Source organism: Streptomyces polyasparticus (assembly GCF_014493765.1).
GTDB classification, from domain to species: domain Bacteria; phylum Actinomycetota; class Actinomycetes; order Streptomycetales; family Streptomycetaceae; genus Streptomyces; species Streptomyces polyasparticus.
Window position 1 is genome coordinate 157,086 of the sequence record NZ_JACTVJ010000018.1, and the last position, 16,446, is coordinate 173,531.

General features: G+C 70.0%; 14 protein-coding genes. 3 read left to right on the forward strand and 11 right to left on the reverse strand.

All coding sequences use genetic code 11. The annotated features are described in order from the left end of the window. The first annotated feature begins 12 nt into the window (after nt 1-12). A complete protein-coding gene (locus tag H9Y04_RS32450; RefSeq protein WP_187817678.1) occupies nt 13-1,638 on the forward strand; it encodes a peptidoglycan DD-metalloendopeptidase family protein in 1,626 nt (541 codons plus the stop codon). Between the two features lie 72 nt (nt 1,639-1,710). Here the strand turns inward: H9Y04_RS32450 and pcrA are convergent, their stop codons facing one another. The 3 genes from pcrA to H9Y04_RS32465 all read right to left on the reverse strand — a co-directional run bounded on the left by pcrA (nt 1,711) and on the right by H9Y04_RS32465 (nt 8,004). Beyond that, on the reverse strand, nt 1,711-4,227 hold the full coding sequence (gene pcrA, locus H9Y04_RS32455) for a DNA helicase PcrA (protein ID WP_187817679.1): 2,517 nt from the start codon (nt 4,225-4,227) through the stop codon (nt 1,711-1,713). Nucleotides 4,228-4,320: 93 nt separating this feature from the next. After that, a complete protein-coding gene (locus H9Y04_RS32460) occupies nt 4,321-5,016 on the reverse strand; it encodes a DUF4232 domain-containing protein (RefSeq protein WP_187817680.1) in 696 nt (231 codons plus the stop codon). 213 nt (nt 5,017-5,229) lie between these two features. After that, nucleotides 5,230-8,004 carry an AfsR/SARP family transcriptional regulator gene (locus H9Y04_RS32465; RefSeq protein WP_187817681.1) on the reverse strand — a complete coding sequence of 925 codons (2,775 nt, stop codon included), beginning with the start codon at nt 8,002-8,004 and terminating at the stop codon, nt 5,230-5,232. Between the two features lie 527 nt (nt 8,005-8,531). Between H9Y04_RS32465 and H9Y04_RS32470 the strand changes: the two genes are divergently transcribed. Further along, on the forward strand, nt 8,532-9,707 hold the full coding sequence (locus H9Y04_RS32470; RefSeq protein WP_187817682.1) for a C40 family peptidase: 1,176 nt from the start codon (nt 8,532-8,534) through the stop codon (nt 9,705-9,707). A gap of 4 nt (nt 9,708-9,711) precedes the next feature. Here the strand turns inward: H9Y04_RS32470 and H9Y04_RS32475 are convergent, their stop codons facing one another. Beyond that, the gene (locus tag H9Y04_RS32475; RefSeq protein ID WP_187817683.1) at nt 9,712-10,065 is read right to left on the reverse strand and encodes a hypothetical protein; all 354 of its coding nucleotides are present in this window, start codon (nt 10,063-10,065) and stop codon (nt 9,712-9,714) included. A gap of 347 nt (nt 10,066-10,412) precedes the next feature. Between H9Y04_RS32475 and H9Y04_RS32480 the strand changes: the two genes are divergently transcribed. Next, nucleotides 10,413-11,462 carry a C40 family peptidase gene (locus tag H9Y04_RS32480; protein ID WP_187817684.1) on the forward strand — a complete coding sequence of 350 codons (1,050 nt, stop codon included), beginning with the start codon at nt 10,413-10,415 and terminating at the stop codon, nt 11,460-11,462. A gap of 43 nt (nt 11,463-11,505) precedes the next feature. On the opposite strand, the gene H9Y04_RS32485 is transcribed toward H9Y04_RS32480, so the two are convergent. The 7 genes from H9Y04_RS32485 to H9Y04_RS32515 all read right to left on the reverse strand — a co-directional run bounded on the left by H9Y04_RS32485 (nt 11,506) and on the right by H9Y04_RS32515 (nt 16,440). Then, nucleotides 11,506-11,886 carry a DoxX family protein gene (locus H9Y04_RS32485; RefSeq protein ID WP_187817685.1) on the reverse strand — a complete coding sequence of 127 codons (381 nt, stop codon included), beginning with the start codon at nt 11,884-11,886 and terminating at the stop codon, nt 11,506-11,508. 113 nt (nt 11,887-11,999) lie between these two features. Further along, nucleotides 12,000-12,689 (reverse strand): hypothetical protein, encoded by a 690-nt coding sequence (locus H9Y04_RS32490; RefSeq protein WP_187817686.1) that lies wholly within the window; start codon nt 12,687-12,689, stop codon nt 12,000-12,002. Nucleotides 12,690-12,702: 13 nt separating this feature from the next. Beyond that, a complete protein-coding gene (locus H9Y04_RS32495; RefSeq protein WP_187817687.1) occupies nt 12,703-13,395 on the reverse strand; it encodes a contact-dependent growth inhibition system immunity protein in 693 nt (230 codons plus the stop codon). Between the two features lie 14 nt (nt 13,396-13,409). Beyond that, complete coding sequence (locus tag H9Y04_RS32500) at nt 13,410-13,715, reverse strand: RNase A-like domain-containing protein (RefSeq protein ID WP_308801346.1); 306 nt, start codon at nt 13,713-13,715, stop codon at nt 13,410-13,412. Next, nucleotides 13,712-14,419 (reverse strand): hypothetical protein, encoded by a 708-nt coding sequence (locus tag H9Y04_RS32505; RefSeq protein WP_187817689.1) that lies wholly within the window; start codon nt 14,417-14,419, stop codon nt 13,712-13,714. Before H9Y04_RS32505 ends, H9Y04_RS32500 begins: the two co-directional genes overlap by 4 nt. Before the next feature lie 9 nt (nt 14,420-14,428). Beyond that, a complete protein-coding gene (locus H9Y04_RS32510; RefSeq protein WP_187817690.1) occupies nt 14,429-16,138 on the reverse strand; it encodes an RNase A-like domain-containing protein in 1,710 nt (569 codons plus the stop codon). Beyond that, nucleotides 16,138-16,440 (reverse strand): WXG100 family type VII secretion target, encoded by a 303-nt coding sequence (locus H9Y04_RS32515; protein ID WP_187817691.1) that lies wholly within the window; start codon nt 16,438-16,440, stop codon nt 16,138-16,140. The genes H9Y04_RS32510 and H9Y04_RS32515 overlap by 1 nt, the downstream gene beginning before the upstream one ends. Nucleotides 16,441-16,446: the final 6 nt, after the last annotated feature.

Here is a 16,446-nt window from a genome sequence, read left to right on the forward strand (position 1 = left end):
AAAGAGAAGTTGGTGAACGAACAGCACGGCTACGCCACCGGACACGGCGGCTATGCGACCGGTGCCTTCGACACCACCGCTTTCGACTCGGACCCCCTTTTCGGGGCGATGCCGGGCACGTACGACGCCGCGCAGAGCGGCCAGTGGGACAGCTCCCAGTGGGCCGCCGGCGCCGAGCAGATCCAGTCCCCGCCGCAGCACCAGACCTACGCCGCCGACGCGTCCGCGGGCTACGGCATGTATGCCGCGCAGCCCACCGGCGGTTACGAGAGCGGCAGTTACGACACCGGCGGCCACGACACGACCGCCATGTGGGCGAGTGCCGGATACCAGTCGCTCACCGACATCCCCGCACAGCCCGGCCCGCAGAGCGCCGAGCAGTGGGACACCACCGGCCACTGGCAGACGACCGGCGCCTACGGCTACGCCGACACCGGCTCCTACGACGCCACCGCCTGGAACTCCGCGGGCACCGACGCCTCGTACGAGACACGCACCGACACCTCGTTCGAAACCGGCGCCGGAGCCACGTACGAGACGGACACCGGTGCCGCATACGGCGCGGACGGCGCGACCACCTCGTACGAGACGGGCTCCGGCACCTCGTACGACACGGACAGCAGCACCTCGTACGAGACCGGGACGACCGGCGGGTACGAGAGCGCCGGAGCCACCTCCTACGAGACCGGTTCCTACGCGGCCGGCGCCTACCAGCCCGACTCCGCCGCCTCCCACCCGTACGAGAACGAGGGCGGAGCCACCGCCTCGTACGGAAGCCAGGACGGTTACGGCGAGACCGAGTTGCTCAGCACGGCGGTCACCGTCGGCCACGACGACGAAGAGGCCGAGGAGCCCGAGCCGGTGCGGGTGGCGCACAGCCCCCGGCCGCAGCGCTCCGGCTCCCGCGGACGCCGCCGCACCCCCGCCAAGCGTTCCGCGCTCCTCACCGTGGCCGTGCCCTCCGTGTGCGCGCTGGGTGTCGCCGGGGTCGCCGCCGCCTCCGTGGCCGGCTCGATGGGCGCGAACGAAGAGCCCAAGACACAGGCCGCGCCCGATCCGAGCTCGGTCGAAACGGCCGCCGCGAACAACAAGCTGGACACCCAGCTCACCGAACTCTCCGCGGACGCCGATGACTTCGCGGACCGTGCGAGCCGTACGCAGGAGCGCATCGACCTCAAGGAACGCCAGGAGGCCGAGAAGAAGCGCAAGGCCGAGGAGGCCGCCCGCAAGGAGGCGCTGCGCCCCAAGTTCTCGCTCCCGGTCAAGCAGCACGGGCTCAGCGCGTACTACGGACAGGCCGGTGTGAACTGGATGTCCGTGCACTCGGGCATCGACTTCCCCGTCTCGTACGGCACCGAGGTGCTCGCCGCGACGGACGGCACCGTGCGCACGCAGTGGAACGGCGCCTACGGGAACATGGCCATAGTGACGGCGCCCGACGGCACCGAGACCTGGTACTGCCACCTGTCGAGCACGAAGATCCGCAGCGGTTCGGTCAAGGCCGGCGATGTGATCGCGTACTCCGGGAACTCGGGCAACTCCACAGGCCCGCATCTGCACTTCGAGGTCCGCCCGGGCGGCGGCTCGGCGATCGACCCGCTGCCGTGGCTGCGCAGCCACGGGCTCGAGCCGGTCTGATCCACCCGTAAGCAACCGAATGGGGTGGCCCCTCCGCTGCGGAGGGGCCACCCCATTGACGTGTCTACGGCTCTACAGCTTCTCGACCGGCGCGTACCGCAGCAGCAGCACCTTCGGCTTGGTGTCGCCGAAGTCGATCGTGGCGCGCGCCTTGTCGCCCGCGCCCTCGACGCCGACGACCGTGCCGAGGCCGAACTGGTCGTGCGTGACCCGGTCGCCGACGGCGAGCGAGACCACCGGCTTGTCCCCGGCGCGCCCCGTGGCAAAGCCCGAGGGGCCGCCTCGCCTTTCGCGCGCCGCCATCGAGGACGAGAGCGAGGAGGCGACCGCGGCCGCCGGGCCCGACCGGGAGGTGGGCGGGGCGAGCTTGGCGCCCGTGCGCTTCCACTCCAGGTGCTGCGCCGGGATCTCCTCCAGGAAGCGCGAGGGCGGGTTGTACGCGGGCTGGCCCCAGGCGCTGCGGAGCGTGGAGCGCGTGAGGTAGAGCCGCTCGCGGGCGCGGGTGATGCCCACGTAGGCGAGGCGGCGCTCCTCCTCCAGTTCCTTGGTCTGGCCGAGCGCGCGCATGTGCGGGAAGACGCCGTCCTCCATGCCGGTCAGGAACACCACGGGGAACTCGAGGCCCTTGGCGGTGTGCAGGGTCATCAGGGTGATGACGCCGGAGCCGTCCTCGTCCTCGTCCGGGATCTGGTCGGAGTCGGCGACCAGCGCGACGCGCTCCAGGAAGTCGGACAGCGTGCCCCCCGGGGCGGCAGCCCCTGATGTCACAGCGCCCTCTTCGGCCTCCTGCTCGAACTCCAGGGCCACGGCGGCGAGTTCCTGGAGGTTCTCGATGCGGGTCTCGTCCTGCGGGTCGGTGGAGGCCTGCAACTCGGCGAGATATCCGGTGCGTTCGAGCACGGCCTCCAGGATGGTGGCCGGTCCGGCGCCGGATTCCACGATCGTACGGAGCTCCTCCATCAGCGTGTTGAAACGCTTGACGGCGTTGGTGGAACGGGCCGCCATCCCGTACGCCTCGTCGACGCGGACGAGCGCCTGCGGGAAGGTGATCTTCTCGCGGAGCGACAGGGCGTCGATCATGGCCTCGGCGCGCTCGCCGATCCCGCGCTTGGGGACATTGAGGATCCGGCGCAGCGGGACGGTGTCCTCGGGGTTGGCGAGCACCCGCAGGTAGGCCAGGACGTCCCTGACCTCCTTGCGCTCGTAGAAGCGGACGCCGCCGACGACCTTGTAGGGCAGGCCGACGCGGATGAAGACCTCTTCGAAGACACGGGACTGCGCGTTCGTACGGTAGAAGACCGCGACGTCGCCGGCCTTCGCATGGCCCGCGTCGGTGAGCCGGTCGATCTCCTCGGCGACGAACTGGGCCTCGTCGTGCTCGGTGTCCGCGACATAGCCGGTGATCTGCGCACCATTGCCCGCGTTGGTCCACAGGTTCTTCGGGCGGCGCGACTCATTGCGCTCGATGACCGCGTTGGCGGCGGACAGGATCGTCTGCGTGGAGCGGTAGTTCTGCTCCAGGAGGATCGTGGTCGCGTCGGGGTAGTCGTCCTCGAAGTCCAGGATGTTGCGGATCGTCGCGCCGCGGAACGCGTAGATGGACTGGTCCGCGTCACCCACCACGCACAGCTCGGCGGGCGGCACGTCGTGCGCCTCGCCCTGGACGCCCGTGCCGACGAGCTCCCGTACCAGCGCGTACTGCGCGTGGTTGGTGTCCTGGTACTCGTCGACCATGACGTGCCGGAAGCGGCGGCGGTAGTGCTCGGCGACGTCCGGGAACGCGCGGAGCAGATTGACCGTCGTCATGATCAGGTCGTCGAAGTCGAGGGCATTGGCCTCGCGAAGCCGCGACTGGTACATCGCGTACGCCTGGGCGAGGGTCTTCTCGAAGCCGTCGGCGGCCTGGCCCGCGAAGTCCTCCTCGTCGATGAGCTCATTCTTGAGGTTGGAGATCTTCGCGCTGAAGGCCTTGGGCGGGAAACGCTTCGGGTCGAGGTCGAGATCGCGGCAGACCAGGGCCATGAGGCGCTTGGAGTCGGCGGCGTCATAGATCGAGAACGAGGACGTGAAGCCCAGCTTCTTCGACTCGCGGCGCAGTATCCGTACGCACGCGCTGTGGAAGGTCATCACCCACATCGCGTTGGCCCGCGGGCCGACGAGCTCCTCGACGCGCTCCTTCATCTCGCCCGCGGCCTTGTTGGTGAAGGTGATCGCGAGGATCTGGCCCGGGTGCACATTGCGCTCGGCGAGCAGATACGCGATGCGGTGGGTCAGCACGCGGGTCTTGCCGGATCCGGCGCCTGCCACGATGAGCAGCGGGGTGTCGCTGTGGGTGACGGCGGCGCGCTGGTTCTCGTTCAGCCCGTCGAGCAGGGCCGCGGCGTCGAGCACCGGGCGGGGGGCGCCGTCGCGGTAGTACGCGTCCCGCTGCACGGGCGCGTCGAATTTCCCGCCGAACAAGTCGGCGGGAATCTCTTCCGGCCCCTCGTCCTCGGGGGGCGGCGGCGGTGTGTGGTCCCGGCTGTGGTCCTTGCCGTGATCCTTGGCCTGGAGGTCCGCCAGAAAGCTGTCGTCAAAGAGGCTGCTCATCGCCTACCGAGTCTAGGCGTCCGGTGTGACAGCCGGTCCCGGGTTCGCGAACCCGGGACGGACAGCCATCGGTTCATGACCGCGTGTGACGGCTCAGAAGTTGTACGGCTTCTCGGTGTTCCAGTTCGTCACCTCGGCGGAGTCCCAGGTGAACTCGGACTCGCCGCCCTGGTCGTCGGCGGCACCGTTCTCGTACCCCGGGCCGGTGTCGCCGCCCTGGTCGCGCAGGGCGATGGAGAGCGCGCTCGACGTGTGGGAGCTTTCGCCGTCGACGAAGAGGGCCACGGCGGAGTAGACCTTGCCACCCGGCTTGACGGTGATCTTGGCGGTGCCGCCCGCCGCGTCATCGGCGGAGTGGCCGAGCACGGTCGCGGTGTCCCCGAGCATGACCGAGGGGTAGGACGTGACCCAGCAGGCCTTCGAGTCGGCGTTCTGCGCGGTGATCAGGAGGTGCTCGCCCTCCTCGGCCGGGAAGCGGTGCAGGACCGAGATCGACAGTTCGTCGCCCTTGCACGGCTGGGTGGCGGTGGTGCCGGCCGCGGCCTGGTCCTTGGTCTGGCCGGAGCCCGAACCGCCGCTCGTGCCCGAGCCGTTGCCGGAGTCTTCGGAACTGCCCTTGTCCGCAGCGGAGTTGCCGCCCGAAGTGGTCGCGCCGGCGCTCTTGTCCGAGTCGGCCTTCGCGCTCTTGCCGCCGTCGCCGTCCGAGCCGCCGCAGGCGGTCAGGCTCAGGGCGAGGGCTGCGGTGGCGGCTGCGGCCAGGAAGGTGCTGCGGATTCGCTTGGTACGCATGTGAGGTTCCCCCGTGCGGTGGTGCTGGTCGGTCGCGGAGTGGTCGACTCCGCCGCGGTACGGGACCAGCTTGTCCCGGCCCGCTGGCGCTTTGCTCACGCCGCGCTGACGTCCCGCTGACGTCCGCCGCGTACCGACGAAAGCGCAGGTCAGGCACGTACTCGGTGTTGCCGGAGGCAGGTCGGGCGCGTGCGGTGCGTTGCCGGAGGCAGGTCAGGCGCGTGCGGTGAGCCGGACGAGGGCCGTGTCGTAGCGCGCCCGCAGCCGCAGGTCCGACGACACCTTCAGGAGCGCGCCGAGCGCACGCACCGCGCCTTCGTCGTAGCCGGAGGCCTCCGCCTCGTCCGCCGCGCTCTCCAGGCGCCGGACGGCCTCGGCCTCCTCGCCCAGGCCGAGCAGCGCCTCGCCGGCCGCCGTGAGGAGCAGCACGCGGGAGGCGCCCGGGAGGGCCGGGGAGCCGTCGAGCGCAAGCGCGTCGGTGGCGGTGTCCAGGGCCGACTGCCAGTGCCCGGCGTCCAGTTGGTGCCGGGCGAGGTGGTGCAGAGCGAGGCGTTCGATGTGCAGGTCACCTGCCGCCCGCGCCAGGTCCACGGCCCGTACGCAGTCCTCGGCGGCCTCCTGCGGACCGCCGAGTGCGGCGCGGGCGATCGACAGGTTGACCAGGGCCGTGGCCTCGCCGTGCGCATCGCCGGCGCGGGCCGCGAGGGCCAGGGCGTCCTCCAGGTGGGGCAACGCCTCCTGGACGAGGCCCTCTTCGGTCAGCACCCAGCCGAGCAGGGCGAGGACCCGGCCCTCGGCCCGCGGGTCTCCGTCGGCGCGGGCCGCCTCAAGTGCCCTGTACAGCAAGGGAGTCCAGCCGTCACCGACCCGCCACACGATCTGCGGCCACATCCCGAGCACGATCCGCCAGGTCCTGCCGTGCAGCCCGGCGGCGTGGGCGGCGTCCACCGCCAGGGTCAGGTCTTCGCGTTCGGCCACGTACCAGGCCATGGCGTCCTCGCGGTCGGCGAACTCCCGTATGCATGAAGGCTGTTGGAAATCGACGGGCGGCTCGAAGCACGGCTCGTCACCGGGCTCGGCGGCCTGCGCGGCGGCGAGGACCGTGGCCACGGTGTGGTCGAGCACGCGCAGGACCGCGCCGTGGTCGGCGTCGAGGCCGCGCGCGTACAGCCGTACGAGGTCGTGCAGGGTCCAGCGCCCTGGCGTGGCACGGACGACGAGGTGGGCGGCGGCGAGCCGGTCGAGGGCGGACCGGGCCTCGTCCGGGGTGGTGCCGGCCAGGGCGGCGGCCGTATGGCGGTCGAAGTGGATGCCAGGGTGCCTGCCGAGGTGCGCGAAGTGGTGCGCGGCGCTGTCGGGCAGCCGGCTCACGGTGAGCCGCAGAGCCGCGCGTACACCGGTGTCCTCCACGTCGAGGAGGCTCAATCTGCGGGAGGCGTCGGAGAGTTCGGCGCTCATCTCGCTCAGCGACCACTCCGGCTGGTCCGCGAGGCGGGCGGCGGCGACCCGCAGGGCGAGCGGCAGACCGCCGCAGAGTTCGGCGAGGCGGCGGGCGGCCACCGTCTCCGCGAGGACCCGTTCCTTGCCGAGGACGGCGGCCAGCAGCGCGACACCGTCGTCCGGCTCGAGGACGCCCACGGGCACGGGCCGGGCGGCGTCGGACGCGATCAGGCCGCGCAGGCGGTAGCGGCTGGTGACGACGGTGACGCAGTCGGTACCGCCCGGCAGGAGTTCTCTGACCTGCGCGGAGCCGTGTGCGTTGTCGAGTACGACGAGGAGCCTGCGATCGGCGGCAAGCGACCGGAACAGCGCCGACGCACCGTCGGCCGACTCGGGTATCCGGCGCGGCGCGACCCCGAGCGCGAGCAGGAACTCGCGCAGCACCTCGATACGGGGCGGAGTGCCGGTGTCGCTGAAGCCGCGCAGGTCCGCGTAGAGCAGACCGCCGGGGAACGAGGCGCGGTTGCGGTGCGCCCAGTGCACGACGAGGGCCGTCTTGCCCACACCCGCGGGCCCGGTGACCAGACAGACGGGCGCCTCGCCGGCGGCGGCCCGGGACAGGGCGGTGAGTTCGGCGGCCCGGCCGTGGAAGCCGCGCGGCATGCGGGGCAGGAGGTCGGCAGGGTGGGCGGGGTGGGCGGGTGAGACGGGGGCGGGCGAGGCGGGAACGAGTGGCTCGGACGGTACCGAAGGTGAGGGCTGCGTGGGCGGCGAGAGCGGCGAGGGCTGCGCCGGCGTCTCCCCCAGCTCCTCACCGCACAGCGCCACCGCGTACGCGTCCGCCAGTTCGCGGCCCGGGTCGACGCCCAGTTCATCGGCGAGCAGCCGTCGCGTGCGGTGGAACCAGTCGAGCGCATCCGAGCGGCGGCCGGCCCGCTGCAGGGCCGCCATCAGCGCGGCGGAGAGCGATTCGCGCAGCGGATGGGAGTCCGCCTCCGCCCGCAGGACGGCCGCGGCCCGCGCGTGCTCGCCGAGCTGTGTGTACGCGGCGGCCAGCAATTCCACGGTGGCCAGCCGCAGTTCCTCCAGCGCGTGCGCGGCGGCCTGCAGCGGCGGGCTCGGGTGGGCTCCGGTCAGGGCGGGGCCCTGCCACAGCGACAGGGCATCCTGGTACATCGCCACGGCGTCGGCGGGCGCCCGCTGGCTGCGGCCCAGCGCCACCAGTTCCTCGAAGCGGTGGGCGTCCAGGAGACTCTCCGGCATGCGCAGCACGTACGCCGCACCCTGCGTGACCAGTTCCACTCCGAACATATCCGCGTCCACCCCCGCGAACAGGGCCCGCAGCCGGGACACATGGCCCTGGATGACGCTCCGGGCCCGGGCCGGCGGTTCGTCGTCCCACAGCGCGGCCGTCAACTGGCCTACGGGGACGGGATGGTTGGGGCGCAGCAGCAGCGCGGCGAGCAGACTGCGGCGCTTGGCGGGGCCGAGTGGCAGTTCACCGCTCTCGGTGGCGACGGAAACCGCTCCGAGCAGCCGGAACTCCACTTAAGCAACTCCTTGTGACGAAAGCGTCAGATTATCGGAGGCACCGACGGCTGGTTGACCCGCGGGTAACCAAGGTCACGAAAATGTATCGGGCATATCGCACATCAACCTTCACAGCAGCCACACGAGTTGGCTAGCGTGCTCCCGGGCCGCTCGTACCCCCGCCGGCGACCATCGCCGGGACCGTGTGGCCTGCGCTGAGTCCGGTACGCCGCAACAGGCGGACCGGAGCCGGGGACCCACCCGAATACCTGGGGTGAATCGGGACGACCCCACCGTCCTGTAGGGCAGACCTTCCTTGGGCCTGCCCGGAGTTCTCCCGTCGTCGCCCGAAGGGCGGCCGCGCGGCGTCCGGTGCGTGCGATCGCAAGGCGGAGGAGGGAGTCGATGCGGAGCATCGGCGACCGACGACAACGCAGCGAGCGTGCGTGCCGGACGCCGCGCGGCAGGCGGGAGAACTCCGGGCAGGCCCTGAGCCCGAACCCGACAGCTAACCCGGTAGGCGCCAACTGGAAGGAGCGCCGGTCTTGGCGTCGCACCGCAAGCCGCGGAACAGTCGAATACGTACCTCGCACGCCGTCGGGATCACCTCGGCCGCGCTGACCTCCGTGGCGCTGCTCGCGCAGACCGCGAACGCCGCGCCCGCAGAGCCCGACAAGCCCTCCCTCGAGGAGGTGCAGAAGAAGGTCGACGATCTCTACCGCGAGGCCGGCACCGCCACCCAGAAGTACAACCTGGCCAAGGAGCGGTCCGAGCAGGCGCGCGACAAGCTGAACGGCCTCCAGGACGAGGTCGCCAAGCGCACCGACAAGGTGAACGACGCCCGACGCGAGCTCGGCCAGATCGCCGCCGCGCAGTACCGCAACGGCACCGCCTCCGACACCGCCGTACTCCTGCTCTCGGACAATCCCGACGACTACTTCGCCCAGCGCCAGCTCATGGGACGGCTCTCCGGCCAGCAGCAGAAGGCCGTCGAGGACTTCCAGACGCTGCAGACGCAGGCGAACGAGAAGCGGGACGAGGCCAACGACTCCCTCGTACAGCTCACGGAGTCCGAGGACGACCTCAAGACCAGCAAGCAGGACGTGCAGCGCAAGCTCGGCGAGGCGCGTCAGCTGCTGTCGAAGCTGACGGAGGAGGAGAAGCGGCGGCTCGCCGAGCTGGAGCGCCAGCGGGAGGCCGAGGCCAAGCGCAAGGCCGAGGAGCTGGCCCGCAAGCAGGCCGCCGAGGAAGAGGCCAAGCGCAAGGCGGCCGAGGAGGCCGCCAGGGAAGAGGCAGCACAGGAGGAGGCCGCGCAGGAGGAGACTCCCGAGCAGCCGGCCGAGCCGCCCGCCTCCGAGGACGACGCGTACGCCGCGAAGGCCGAGAAGGTGATCGCCTTCGCGCAGTCCCAGATCGGCAAGCCGTACGTGTGGGGCGCGGCCGGGCCCGACTCGTACGACTGCTCAGGTCTGACGCAGAAGGCCTGGGCGCAGGCCGGTATCGAACTGCCGCGCACCACCTGGGACCAGGTGAAGGTCGGCACGACGGTCAGCGTCGACAACGCCAAGCCCGGTGACCTGGTCTTCTTCTACGACGACATCAGCCATGTGGGCATCTACATCGGCAACGGCGAGATGATCCACGCGCCGAAGCCGGGCACCAACGTGCGGGTCGAGTCCATCTACTACATGCCGATCCACAGCGTCGTACGCCCGGCTTAGCCCGTCAGTTCCACAAGGTCGCGATGAAGATGTTCGCGGTGGTCAGCGCGCCGACCGCCGCGAACATCCCCTTGCCGACCTTCTCCTCGTCCCGCTTCACGTAGACGAGGCCGAGGACCACGATCAGGACGGCGAGCTTCACGCCGATCTTGATGTTGTTGACGATCTGGTCGTCGGCCTGGTTGAGGCCGACCAGGGCGACGCCCGTGACCAGCATGGTGAGCGCGCCGTGCAGCATCGCCTTGTTGAAGCGTGCGGTGCCCTCGCCCATCGCCGTCATCTGCGTGAGGAAGCCGCCGAGCAGCGAGGCGATGCCGATGATGTGCAGCGCGACGAACACATTGATGAGTACGTCCATGGCCCGGAGCCTAGAGGGTGCCCGGACACCTCCCGTGGCCGGGTCCGTAGCACATCTCCCGCTCGTGGACCGGGGCTTCGCCCGTATCGGTCAGCGCTCCGAACCCCATCGCCACCTTGCCTACCGCGCACGGTCGGATGCGGTCGGCATCTCCACTCAAGAGAGCACTTCCGTACTTTCCGTCACCACCTGGTGACCGAGAGGTTTAGCGTCCTTGCCCAGTGACCGGCTCCCCACCGCCGCCCGGGCAGAACAGGGCGGCAGTCGGTCACTACCGCCGAGAGGTCCGGCGGCGGCCCGCTCCCCCTGTGCGGGGCGCCGCCGGACGCGTAAGGAAGTGTCTGAGGTTGGCCGCGCATCGCAAGCCCAAACCGCGTTCGCTCACCGGCTCGTTCACCGGCAACACCGCACGCACCGCACTGACCCTGGCTCTGGCCGGTGCCGCGTCCACGACCCTCTTCGAGGGATCGGGACAGGCGGAGCCCCGGCTCACCCCGGCCCAGGTGAAGGCGAAGGTCGACAGGCTGTACCACGAGGCGGAGGTCGCCACCGAGAAGTTCAACGGGGCGCGCGAGAAGGCCAAGAAGGCCCGCGCCGCGCTCAAGGACCTGCACGACGAGGCCGCCCGCAAGGCCGAGAAGCTGGGCGAGGCGCGTGCGGCGCTCGGGCACGCGGCCAAGGAGCAGTACCGCGCCGGCGGAATCGACCCCACGATGCAGCTGGCGCTCGCCTCCGACCCGGAGGAGTTCCTCGACAGCGCCGCCCTCGCCGAGCAGACGGCGGGCCGGCAGGCGCTGGCCGTCGAAGGCGTACGGGACGACCTCCGCGAGGTCGGGCGGCTGCGCGACGAGGCGGCAAAACGTTTCGACGAGCTGCGCGAGCACCAGGCGACGCTGAAGCAGCGCAAGGCCGAGATCAACGGCAAGCTCGAGAAGGCCCGCGAGCTGCTCGCCTCGCTCTCCCCCGCGCAGCAGGCCTCGTACGCGGCGGGCGAGTCCGGTGACCGCGCCTCGCGCGAGATGCCCCGCGGCTCGCTCGAAGCGCCCAACGCCCGTGCCGCGCAGGCGGTTTCCTTCGCGTACAGCGCACTCGGCAGCCCCTACGTGTGGGGCGCGTCGGGCCCGAATGCCTTCGACTGCTCGGGCCTGACCCAGGCGGCCTACCGCTCGGCGGGCGTCTCACTGCCCCGTACGACGTATACGCAGATCAACGCGGGCCAGCGGGTCTCACGCGGCGAACTCGCCCCGGGCGACCTGGTGTTCTTCTACTCGGGCATCAGCCATGTGGGCCTGTACGTGGGCAACGGCCAGATGATCCACGCCCCGAACCCCTCGGCACCGGTGCGGCTCGCACCGGTGGACTCGATGCCGTTCGCGGGGGCTACGCGGGTGGTGTGAGGGGGGCCGGGCTCCCCGAGGGGTGACGCCCGGAGGTGACGGCTCAGAACGCCTCGGGCCCGAAGCGCCCCCAGGCCACGAAGGCGGCGAGCAGGAAGTACACGACGTCCGCGATCATGAACTTCAGCTCGCCGCGCCGGAGCCGCACGACGGCCGCGCCGGTCATCAGCAGCATGATCCCGACGGCGGCGACGGGCACGAGCACGGGAGCGATGTCGGTGACGGCGGGCAGAATCAGCCCGAACGCGGCGAGCACCTCGACGGCCCCGATGCCCTTGACCCCGCGCTCGGAGAAGTCCTCGACCCAGTGGGCACTGGCCCCGAAGGCGTGGATCCGGTCCTTGGCGAGCGCGATCTTCCCGGCCCCACCGAAGAAGAACGCGGCGGCGAGAAGCGCGGTGACGATCCACAGGGCGGTGTTCATGGTGTCTCCCAGGTCGGTGGCGGGGTGGTGCTGTCCTGGGGACGAGGTGGGTGGGCGGTCTGTGACATGGACGCCCACCGGTCGTCGGATCGCCGTCGACGTGAGGCCGGCGGTCAGCGCCGCACGCCGGCACCGCCTGTGTGCTCCCGCGCGAAGTGTGCTGCCGCAGCGGCGACCAGGTCGGGCAGGACCCTCACTGTGTGTGGCGGTATGTGTTCGACGATGCTTGCGGCGAACTCCGGCGTGTTTTGCATGAGTTCGAGAACTTCGACGCATTGGGCGAGCAACTCGGCCAGATCCTCATGGCAGTAGTCAGGGTGTTCGCTCTCCACCACTTCGGCGATCGCCTGCTCGTACGCGTCATAATCCCCCGTCGAGAACGGCCAGATCCCCCGGTACAGCCTGGGGTACCTCGCCTTTGCCTCCCATCCGGCAAGCGGGACCTCGCCATAGCCGGCCGGTGGCTCGCGGTCGGCCATGCGCAGCAGGGCGGCGAGGCCGCTCATGAAGGCCGGCACCGGATCATCAGCCGCGGCCGTGGCCCAGGTCTCCCGAACCTGCGGCGCACAGGATGCGAAAGGGCCCGCATCGAAGGTCTCGGCAAAGTAGTCGAGCTGGAATGCCGCATGCTGCAGCTCCCAGGCCGGAGAGCGCTTCGGGGACGCGTAACCGGTGAGGCGCGCATAGCGCAGGACCTGCCACTCCAGGGGGTCCGCCGACGGGGAGGTGCGCGCCTCGGCGGCGAGTGCGGCGAGGTGGAACAAAGGTCCGGTGCTCAGGGCGAAGTGGGCGTGGATCGGCATGACGTCGAGCCGTTCAGTCCGTCTCCGGCCCGGCGCCGTACTCTGCCCGGAACCCCCCGCCCAGCTGATCGGCGACCAGCGCCAGCCAGCCGCTCGGTGCATACGGCTGCGGCGGATCCACTTCCATGCCCAGTTCCGCCACCGCGAGAGCGTAGTCCGACTCGTCGAGGTCGAGTGCGAGGAGTTCGTGCAGTTCGCCGGCCAGGCGGGCGGCCACCTGGGGGTCGGTGGACTCGGTGTAGTCGCGTACGGCGGTCTCGTGGTCGGGGAACTCGTCCGGCATGTCCTGGGAGAACCAGCCGCCGAGGAACTGGCCGAGTTCGGGGAAGCGGGCGTGCCATTCCCAGTGCGTACGGGGCGTGGCGGCGGGCGGGACCGCGCCCGCCTCGATGCTCGCCTTGATGTGGTCGGCGAGCACGAACAGCCAGTCCTGGACGGCGGATTCGGGCAGGCCGACGTCCGGGACCGGATAGAACTCGCCGAGGCTCAGGCGCAGGCGGCCCGGCGGGTTGCGGGCGTACTCGCGCAGCTGTGTCTCCGCCGTCGCCAGGGCCCAGGGGCGGGTGTGCCAGGTGTGGCGCAGATACGCCTGCAGCGCCTCGCTCGGCCTGTCCGGCTCGTCGTCGGCGGGCATGCCGAGGTACGCGCTGATCACCTGGTCCAACTCGCCGTAGCGGCGGTCGAATTCGAGGGGCTTCATGGGCATGGCGGAGCAGGCCTCTACAGGTAGATCGGGACGGTGGTGAGGACGACGAAGCCGTACGGACTGCTCGGCTCGCGCTTGAGGATCACGCGGGCGGCGCGGACGTCCACGGGGTCGCGGCCGGCCAGCATCATCGCCTGGAGCAGGACCCGCCCGACCGGCGCCTCGCGGGACGGCCAGGCGGCCTCGATGGTGAGGCGGGGGCGGGTGCTCTGGGCGAGCCAGCGGTGGATCTTCTGCTCGTTGCGGGTGACCACTTGCTGGGTGGCCCAGTGGGCGGTTTCGCGGTCGGGGTAGGCGGCCGAACGCGACAGCGCGGTCACCTGGACCACCGCGCCGGGTGCTGGTCCCGCATATGCGCCGTCATCGTGCTGCCGATGAGGGGAATCCATTCCGCCCAGGGGAGTTCGCCGGAACCCATCCCGTGTTCCTCCTCGAAGAAGGACCGCAGCGTTTCCTCGTCATGGAAGATCGCCAGGGCCTCGGCGCATTCCGCCGCGATTGCGGGCAGCGACCAGAGACAGTACGGATGCGACTGCTCGATGAAGAGCTGGAGGCCTTCCGCCTCGCTCATACCCTCCTCGGCCGCCTCGCCGTCCTGTCCGAAGTAATTCAGCAACAACTGCCCGAGCGAAGGGAACCGGTACATGAGTTCCCTGCTGGTCGGCATCTTTCCCTGCAATCGCCCGAAAGCCCCGGACGGCCATTGCTCGACGTATTCCGCGATGTCTCGGTAGGCAGCCGGGGCATCAGCCGCCGGGTGCAGCCAGTCCGGCCTGGCGAGGTCGGCAGGAAGGCCTGGGCGTCCGGATTCCAGCAGATCCGCCGCAAGGCGGAATTCCGCGGCGACCTCGTACAGCGACCTTCCGCCGCGCCGGCTCGACTCCCACAGGGCGCGGACACCCGGTTCCCATGCCTCGAACCCCGAATCCCGGTCCGCCGAATCCGGCGCGTGCCCGCCCAGACCCGACAAAAGGACCCGCGCCCCCTCGAACCTGAAGTGTTCGATGGATTCCTGGCTGAGCATCGCACGCACCTAGTTGGGAGTAGAGGTGATGATGGTGAACGGGGGATCGAGGCGCTTGGCAGGATCCGTCTCCGGATCCGGTTTGATCCGGATCTGCACGCCATGTGAGTCTTGCACATTGGGGTTCTGCGGATCGTTGAGGTAGTCGCTCTTGGAAAGCGTGCGCCCTGTGGTGAGGTTCTGGTCCTCGTACACGAAGGTCTTGGTCGGCGGATGCCAGGGTGGGCCGCTGTTCAAGTAGGCCTCGATATCGGCCTTCTTCTTGTCGAGGGTCAGCTGCGTGTACTTCTGCGCATCGTCGAGGTTCGTGAACGACGAGGCGGCGGGGATGTTGCTCTGATCGCGAAGGCGCTGGGCGAGCTGGTCGTCCGACTTGCCCACATGCCGGTCGATCGCATGGGAGTTGCCCATGTGTTCCTGATTGGCGAGGTCTATCGGGTATTTGTGGGCGCTCGCGTCAGCCCCTGGGACCGTCCAGACGTGTTCCCTCTTGAAATCGTTCAGCGCCCGGGCTCCGAATGCCTCTGCCCTGGCCGATTCCGCGCGGAAGGTCGGAGCGCTGAGGTACGCCTCGTCGAGAGGCTCCTTCAAGGCGTCCATCCGCGGTATCAGCGCGTTGACCCGCCGGTTGTACTCGGTGACGATCGCATTCAGCTTGGCCGTGTCGAGATTGAGCACGATGCCCGCGCCGAGCTGGCTCGCCCCCTTGGCGACCCCCTTCACCACACCCTTGATGAGCCCCTTGACGTCGTCCATGCCGACGCCGTCCTTGAGGTTCACCTCGACCTTCGGGATGGCATCACGGATCGCTTCCTTGTAGACCTCCCACACCTCGCGGTTGATGTACACGGCTGCCTCGGCGAACTCGTACAGAAGGTCGCCGACCTTGGTCGCCGTATCGAAGAGGACCGTCATCACAGGATGCGTAGCGGTCTGCGAATTGGCCGAGTCGTGCTTCCAGCGGTAGCCCGCGGTGTTGTTCTTTCCCCAAGCCGTGGTGCCCCACAGGGAGCTGCAGAACGAGCGCATCGCGTCGTGCCATTCGCTGTTGCTCTGCTGCGTGATGCTGCTGACATTGCCGGTGAGACCGCTCTCCGCCATGGAGAGCGCCGACGTCGTCATCATCCAGGCCTGCGACAGCGAGTTGAGATAGTGCTGCTGCGGATACGGATAGACCTCCGCCACCTTCCCCATCCGGAAGGCGTGCTTCACGATCGGCCTGAGTACCTCGCGGACCGGTTCCGGCACCCACTCCAGGACGGAACGGAGGAAGTCGTCGCCACCGTCGTCGTCGCCCCACTTGAGGTTCGGTACGGAACCGTAGTCCGGGGCCTTCTCGATCACCTGGGGCGGCTGCTGTGTCGTCGCCTTCGTCTTGCCCGTCGGATCGTTGGCCGCCTCGGCCTTGGCGTAGTTGTTCGCCGTGGTCGTGAAGCCCACGGCCGCGCCGCCGATGCTGACGACGCTCCTCGCCCACACCTCCAGGAAGCGGTTGCCCACCTTGACGTAGGAGGCGGCGAACGCCTGGGGCGCGGTGCCGTAGCCGCCCGCGTCCGGGTACTCCTTCAGCTTCTCCAGGAGATCCTTGGCGCCCTTGTCCATCGGGGTCTGCTGCGCCGCGACCCCGCCCGAGACCCGGAACAGGTCGGACGGCTTGACGTCGATCGTGCCGCCCTGGCCCGGGCTCTGCGGGCCGGTCGGATTGCCCGGTCCGGCCATCAGCCCGCTCCCCAGCCCCGCAGCACCGCCTGGTGTGCCGCCGCGTAGTTGATGTGCCCCTTGGTCACGACCTCATGGAGCCACTTCTGGGCCGCCTTCAGGTCCGATGCCGAGCGCTCCCACTTGTCGAGCTCGTCGATGAAGGTCTCCCGCGCCTCGCCCTCCCAGGTCAGGACGACCTTCTCCGCCCGCCCGTGCAGCAGGTCCAGCTGCTCGTTGAGCTTCTTGAGGATGTCCTCCAGGTCCCCCGACAGCCGTTGCAGCGTCGCGAAGTCGACTGTTATGTGCTCGTCGTCCGCCATTTCCCT

Coding starts and splice junctions, on each gene's coding strand:
- pcrA (WP_187817679.1), bottom strand. CDS start 4,227: ATGAGCAGCCTCTTTGACGACAGCTTTCTGGCGGACCTCCAGGCCAAG.
- H9Y04_RS32460 (WP_187817680.1), bottom strand. CDS start 5,016: ATGCGTACCAAGCGAATCCGCAGCACCTTCCTGGCCGCAGCCGCCACC.
- H9Y04_RS32475 (WP_187817683.1), bottom strand. CDS start 10,065: ATGGACGTACTCATCAATGTGTTCGTCGCGCTGCACATCATCGGCATC.
- H9Y04_RS32485 (WP_187817685.1), bottom strand. CDS start 11,886: ATGAACACCGCCCTGTGGATCGTCACCGCGCTTCTCGCCGCCGCGTTC.
- H9Y04_RS32490 (WP_187817686.1), bottom strand. CDS start 12,689: ATGCCGATCCACGCCCACTTCGCCCTGAGCACCGGACCTTTGTTCCAC.
- H9Y04_RS32495 (WP_187817687.1), bottom strand. CDS start 13,395: ATGCCCATGAAGCCCCTCGAATTCGACCGCCGCTACGGCGAGTTGGAC.
- H9Y04_RS32505 (WP_187817689.1), bottom strand. CDS start 14,419: ATGCTCAGCCAGGAATCCATCGAACACTTCAGGTTCGAGGGGGCGCGG.
- H9Y04_RS32510 (WP_187817690.1), bottom strand. CDS start 16,138: ATGGCCGGACCGGGCAATCCGACCGGCCCGCAGAGCCCGGGCCAGGGC.
- H9Y04_RS32515 (WP_187817691.1), bottom strand. CDS start 16,440: ATGGCGGACGACGAGCACATAACAGTCGACTTCGCGACGCTGCAACGG.